General features: G+C 60.7%; 7 protein-coding genes. 3 read left to right on the top strand and 4 right to left on the bottom strand.

Translation table 11 applies throughout. The features are described from left to right. The 3 genes from cyoE to coxB form a co-directional block, all read right to left on the bottom strand. Positions 1-599: heme o synthase (gene cyoE / locus AB7F49_RS09775; protein ID WP_428521732.1), on the bottom strand; the 599-nt coding region annotated here is incomplete at its 3' end. 35 nt (positions 600-634) lie between these two features. Further along, positions 635-2,257, bottom strand: coding sequence for a cytochrome c oxidase subunit I (gene ctaD / locus AB7F49_RS09770; RefSeq protein WP_428521731.1), 1,623 nt, complete (start codon positions 2,255-2,257; stop codon positions 635-637). 85 nt (positions 2,258-2,342) lie between these two features. Further along, positions 2,343-3,191 carry a cytochrome c oxidase subunit II gene (coxB, locus tag AB7F49_RS09765; RefSeq protein ID WP_428521728.1) on the bottom strand — a complete coding sequence of 283 codons (849 nt, stop codon included), beginning with the start codon at positions 3,189-3,191 and terminating at the stop codon, positions 2,343-2,345. A gap of 399 nt (positions 3,192-3,590) precedes the next feature. Here coxB and AB7F49_RS09760 point away from each other — a divergent pair, with 399 nt between their 5' ends. After that, positions 3,591-4,148, top strand: a complete 558-nt coding sequence (locus tag AB7F49_RS09760; RefSeq protein ID WP_428521726.1) for an invasion associated locus B family protein — start codon at positions 3,591-3,593, stop codon at positions 4,146-4,148. A 96-nt stretch (positions 4,149-4,244) separates the two neighbouring features. Here AB7F49_RS09760 and AB7F49_RS09755 read toward each other — a convergent pair whose 3' ends face one another. Beyond that, complete coding sequence (locus AB7F49_RS09755) at positions 4,245-4,844, bottom strand: TlpA disulfide reductase family protein (RefSeq protein ID WP_428521724.1); 600 nt, start codon at positions 4,842-4,844, stop codon at positions 4,245-4,247. 73 nt (positions 4,845-4,917) lie between these two features. Here AB7F49_RS09755 and AB7F49_RS09750 point away from each other — a divergent pair, with 73 nt between their 5' ends. Both AB7F49_RS09750 and AB7F49_RS09745 read left to right on the top strand, forming a co-directional pair. Next, the gene (locus AB7F49_RS09750) at positions 4,918-5,151 is read left to right on the top strand and encodes a HigA family addiction module antitoxin (RefSeq protein WP_428521722.1); all 234 of its coding nucleotides are present in this window, start codon (positions 4,918-4,920) and stop codon (positions 5,149-5,151) included. A 132-nt stretch (positions 5,152-5,283) separates the two neighbouring features. Then, positions 5,284-6,198 (top strand): hypothetical protein, encoded by a 915-nt coding sequence (locus tag AB7F49_RS09745; protein WP_428521720.1) that lies wholly within the window; start codon positions 5,284-5,286, stop codon positions 6,196-6,198. Positions 6,199-6,247 lie beyond the last annotated feature (49 nt).

Raw genomic sequence — 6,247 nt, 5'->3', positions numbered from 1 at the left:
GGCGTCCAGACAAAGATGATCAGAAACATCACGACCGGCTCAAGCGCTACCGTGCCGCTCGCGGCGGCCCAGCCGATCACCGGGGGGAATGCGCCGGCGGCGCCACCGATCACGATATTCTGCGGCGTCGAAGGCTTCAGCCAGACCGAGTAGATCACGGCGTAGAAGACGATGGTGAAGGCGAGCAGACAGGCCGACAGAAGATTGACGAGCAATCCCAGAGCAACCACCGAGAGCACGGCGAGAAACAGCGCAAAGCCGAGAACTTCGCCGCGTGCGATGATCCCCTGCGGGATCGGGCGCTTGGCGGTGCGCGACATCTTGGCGTCGATATCGGCTTCGTACCACATGTTGAGCGCGCCGGACGCGCCGGCGCCCATTGCGATGAAGATCAGGGCCGTGAAGCCGATCACCGGATTGATTTCGCCAGGCGCGGCCACCATGCCGACGAGAGCCGTGAACACGACGAGCGACATCACGCGCGGCTTCAGCAACTCGAAATAGTCGCGCGGCGTGGCCAGGCTGGGTTCCGGATACGCAACCGCCTTTGCCGCGGGGAGCGGCAAGTGCAGGTGTGCGATCTTGGTTTCAATCGGCATTGTCAGCGATCACTTGATGAAGATCATCCGGAAGATCACTTGATCTTCGGCAAGACTTCAAACTGATGGAACGGCGGCGGCGACGACAGTGTCCATTCCAGCGTGGTCGCGCCGGGACCCCACGGATTGTCCGCAGCCTTTTCCTTGCGCGAGAATGAAACCGCAAGCCCGTAGAAGAAGATCAGCAGGCCAACCGCTGAAATGTAGGAACCGATCGAGGACACGAAATTCCATCCGGAATAGGCATCCGGATAATCGGCGATGCGGCGGGGCATGCCGGCGAGGCCGAGGAAGTGCTGCGGGAAGAACAGGATGTTGACGCCGATGAACGTCACCCAGAAATGCAGCTTGCCGATGGTCTCGTTGTACATATACCCGGTGATTTTCGGGAACCAGTAATACCAGCCGGCGAAGATGGTGAAGACCGCACCCATCGACAGCACGTAGTGGAAGTGTGCGACGACATAATAGGTGTCGTGCATCGAGCGGTCGACACCGGCATTGGCCAGCACGACTCCGGTCACACCGCCGACCGTGAACAGAAAGATCATGCCAACCGCCCACAGCATCGGCGTTCGGAACTCGATCGAACCGCCCCACATGGTGGCGATCCAGGAGAAGATTTTCACGCCGGTCGGCACCGCGATCACCATGGTTGCGGCGACGAAATAAGCCTGCGTCGCGGTGTTCATGCCGACCGTGTACATGTGGTGCGCCCACACCACGAAGCCGATACCGCCGATTGCGACCATGGCATAGGCCATGCCGAGATAGCCGAACACCGGCTTGCGCGCGAAGGTCGCAATGATCTGGCTGGCAATGCCGAAGCCCGGAAGGATCAGAATGTAGACCTCTGGATGACCGAAGAACCAGAACAGGTGCTGGTACAGGATCGGGTCGCCGCCGCCATCGGGCGAAAAGAAAGTGGTGCCGAAATTGCGGTCGGTCAGCAGCATCGTGATGGCGCCGGCCAGCACCGGTAGCGCCAGCAGCAGCAGAAACACCGTCACCAGGATCGACCACACGAACAGCGGCATCTTGTGCAGCGTCATGCCCGGCGCGCGCATGTTGAAGATCGTGGTGATGAAGTTGATGGCCCCGAGGATCGATGAGGCGCCTGCCAGATGCAGCGACAGGATGGCGAAGTCGACCGCCGGTCCCGGATGGCCGGTTGTCGAGAGCGGAGCATAGAGCGTCCAGCCGCCACCGACGCCCGGAGCACCCGGTTCGCCCTCCACGAACAGCGAGATCAGGAGCAGGGTGAACGAGGCCGGCAGCAGCCAGAACGATATGTTGTTCATGCGCGGGAAGGCCATGTCCGGTGCGCCGATCATCAGCGGCACGATCCAGTTGCCAAAGCCGCCGATCATCGCCGGCATGACCATGAAGAAGATCATGATCAGCCCGTGCGCGGTCGTGAAGACATTAAACATATGCGCGTCGGCGAATATTTGCATGCCGGGCTGCTGCAATTCGAGCCGCATCGCGATCGACAGCACGCCGCCGATCACGCCCGCGATGATCGCGAACACCAGGTACATCGTGCCGATGTCCTTGTGGTTCGTCGAATACACGAAGCGCCGCCATCCGGTCGGGTGGTCATGCGCGTCATGCGCCTGATGGTCGGCATGGGCATCGGTGTGCGGCGTGGCTGCCATGGTCTTACCCTTCAGTCCTCTTTGTCCGGTTGCTCAGGCTAGCACACATATTCGCGTTTCAATATATGTATAGCCATCAGCCGGGTTATCGTGCGTTCGGCGCGTCCTGCGCGGCGACGGCCAGGCCGTCCTGCGGATCGGGTCGGTAGGCGAATTTCTTCTTCGCCTGATCGAGCCAGGCGGCGTAGTCGCGGTCGTTCACCACCCGGACCGTGATCGGCATATAGGCGTGGTCCTTGCCGCACAATTCCGAGCATTGTCCGTAATAGACCCCCTCGCGGGTGGCGCGGAACCAGGTCTCGTTGAGGCGGCCGGGCACGGCGTCGATCTTGATGCCGAAGGACGGCACCGCGAAGGCATGGATCACGTCGGCGCCGATCACCTGCATCCGGACAACCTTGTTGACCGGGACCACCACCTCATTGTCGACCGCGAGCAGGCGCGGCTGGTCGGGCTTGCGGTCGGCATCCTGCAGCATCAGCGAATCGAAGGAAAAGCCGTTGTCCGGATAGTCGTAGGTCCAGAACCATTGCTTGCCGGTGGCCTTGATGGTCACGTCGGCCGGCGGGATGGTCAACTGGTCGAACAGCAGGCGGAATGAGGGAATCGCGATCGCGACCAGGATGATCACCGGGATCACCGTCCAGGCGACCTCGATCAGCGTGTTGTGCGTGGTCTTTGACGGGATCGGGTTGGCGCGCGCATTGAACTTGAAGATCACGATCAGCAGCAGCGCGAGCACGAAAACGGTAATCAGGGTGATGATGATCAGCAGGAAATCATGGAACCAGGTGATGGTCTCCATGATCGGCGAAGCCGCCTGCTGGAAGCCGATCTGCCAGGGCGAGGGCTGCCCGAGGCCGGCCATTGCCGCAACCGGAACAAGGGTCGCCGCGGCTATTGCCGCTGCGATCAGGAATTTCTGCACCCGCATGTCGTTTTCGCTCCTTCGACAAATCGGCCGTCGCGGCATGCCGGCCCTTGCCCTGCGGCCGGCGGCAGCCTGATTGCGCGCGCATCGCCAGGACACCATTCGGGCCTGCGAAAGCTGCAACGCGCGGCAGGATTTCGGGGAAAATCCCGGCTTCTCAAACCATAATTCGGCCCGCCTCGCAATGCGCCTCCACATTGAAATAATGAGACATTCTGCCTATCCGGCAGGCGGGTCGAAATTGTACATTTCCGGCCAGAAAAGGGCACTTTTTCACCGTTCTGTCGGTGCTTGACAGCGCGCGGCGCGCGTGGTGCCACGCTTGCCCATCGGCCGCGGACGGCGATTCGGCTCGGCGACGACCGTTGCGCGAACGCGGCCATCATCAGCCCGGACGGTGACATGGTGATTTCACGACATGCGGGACCTGACACGGGGCTACATTCGGGGCAAGCCACTGGACTTGCCGGACTCGTCCGGTTTGCCGGCATTCTTGCCCTCCTGCTTTTGCAGACCGGGTATGCCGGAGCGCAGGGCGCGGTGAAGTCGGTCCATGCCGACTGGCAGATCCGCTGCGACACCCCGCCCGGCGCGCAGGCCGAGCAATGCGCGCTGATCCAGAGCGTCACCGCGGAAGACCGGGCCAATATCGGGCTCACGGTCATCGTGCTGAAGACCGCCGACAACAAGAGCCGCCTGATGCGGGTGATCGCCCCGCTGGGCGTCCTGCTGCCGTCCGGCCTGGGCCTCAAGGTCGACAATACCGATATCGGCCGCGCCGGCTTCGTCCGCTGCCTGCCCAATGGCTGTGTCGCCGAGGTGGTGATGGACGATAATTTGACCAAGCAGTTGCGCTCCGGAACGACCGCAACCTTCATCATCTTCCAGACCCCGGAAGAGGGAATCGGCTTCCCGATGGCGCTGAAGGGCTTCGGCGAGGGCTTCGACAAGCTGCCGTAGGCATCGTGCCAGGGCCGTAGTCCGGATGGAGTGAAGCGAAGTCCGGGCAGCTTTACGATGCGCAAGAGACCCGGATTGCGCTGCGCTCCATCCGAGCTACGCGTGCTGGAGGTAATAAGTCAGAAGGTTTCGCGCGGCATCTGAGGTCCAGTCGGCTTCGCCCAGTACGTAGCCCTGAATATCGCCCGACCGGCTGATGACGTAGGAAATCGGCATTCCGTAGAGGGCGAATGGAGCGTTGCGGTCGGCGCTCCCCTCGGAATGGGCGATGCGCGCCTCCGGGTCGACGAAGACAGGAAGATTCCGGATGCTGCGGTCGCGGACGTATCGCTGCACGGCCCGGCGGTCGCCGCGATCGACCGACACCGCGATCACCTGAAGACCGCTGCGCCCCATGGTCTGTTGCAGGCGGTCGAGTGCGGGCAATTCGACCCGGCATGCCGGACACCATGTCGCCCAGAGATTCATGAGGACGACCTTTCCCCGGAAGCGGGAGAACCGGCTGGTCGAGCCGTCGAGGCCAACCATCGGAAAATCGCCGACGTTGCGCGCCGGGCGCACGATCCGGTAGCGCTCCATCGGCGGTGGACTGCCGGAGGCGAAGGCCGGCGCGGCTGCGACTGCGGAAGCCGCCGTCCCGCGCAGCAGGCCGCGGCGCGACAGGCGGGGAGGGGTGGAATGCGAGTCGTCGGGCATGGCGTGTGTTATGAGACCCGGACCGTGGCAGCGGGAAGGCGCGACCACCACCAGACCAAGGAGGACAACGACAATGCCCCGCCCCGCCATTCACCCCGGCGAGATTCTGGCCGGCGAGCTTGAAGACATCGGCGTGACACCGACCGAGCTGTCGCGCCAGATCGCGGTGCCGCCGAACCGCATCACGCAGGTCATCCGGGGCAAGCGCGCGATCACCGGAGACACCGCCTTGCGCCTGGGGCACTGGTTCAGGACCAGTGCGCAATTCTGGCTCAATCTGCAGGCCGTCTACGACTTGCGTCGGTGAAACCGACTGATACGGGCTTGAATCGGGCGCGGGGAGCTTGGCAATGATGAATGCCCGTTATGCGCTTAACGACGCATGCGGCCTAGATTAGAACTTAGCGTAAGGTTTGTTCCGACCGGGACACGCAGGCGCATGATCAATCGTCACGGTTTGGCGCGAACAATTCCCCAAGACATCAAGCTGGACGTTCGTAGGCGTTCTAAATTCGGATGCGTGATTTGCCGAGGCCTAATTTGCGAATACGAACATATTGATCCGCCTTTCAGCGATGCGAGCGCGCACGACCCTGATCGCATTTGTCTGCTTTGCCCGACGCACCACGCTGAAGTCACGCGAGGTTTATTGTCGAAGCAGCAAGTCTTGAGTGCATACAGGCGCGTTCAGGAAAACTCCAATATCCGCCCGCCGCATTACAACCTCAAACTCAGCGGTCGTAGCCTGGATATTGAGATAGGTGCAGCGTTGTTTGATTGCACTTCGGTACCGACCGATCTAATTCTAATTGATGGACACTCGCTGCTTTCAGTTGGCTTCTTGCAAGAAACCATCTCGGAAGTTCCTGTCCTCTCTCTTTCCGCTCAAATTTTTGATCAGGCAGGGCGGCCGTTGTTGCGTATCATTGATAACGAACTCACTTTTTCCGATGGACTTCACGATATTCGCACGCAAGGAAGTAAGATTTCCATTTTTACGACGAAGGGCCGATATGGAGCTCAGATTGAAATACGTCGATCTAACGCAATAAGGCTAACTCGCTTGAATATGAGTTTTGGCGGTTGCCTCCTTCATCTCGACGAACAATTCGCGGTGACATTACCGTTGAGCGGCTGCAGAGCAGTCACGTTGGGAATGAAGAGGCTTCAGGCCAGTGGCGTGAAATGTGCAATAGAATACATTCGGCCTGATCCGCTTCCTGACCAGTTGGGAGACATCAGCATCGTTGGCGGCGAAGGCGCAACCATTTGCAATTCTGGTCTGACGCTTGCCAAAGGTGCAGGCCAAATGCTTATTCCCGAGCTGGCTGTGTGGGAGCATCAAGCAAAGTAAACCGCAGCTACTTTCTTTTTTATGGCTCGTGAAAAAAGCGAGGTCGGCA

Source organism: Pseudorhodoplanes sp. (genome assembly GCF_050250235.1).
In the GTDB taxonomy this organism is placed as follows: Bacteria; Pseudomonadota; Alphaproteobacteria; order Rhizobiales; family Xanthobacteraceae; genus Pseudorhodoplanes.
Note: the sequence above shows the minus strand (reverse complement) of the source record. Positions and strands in the feature narration are given on the sequence as shown.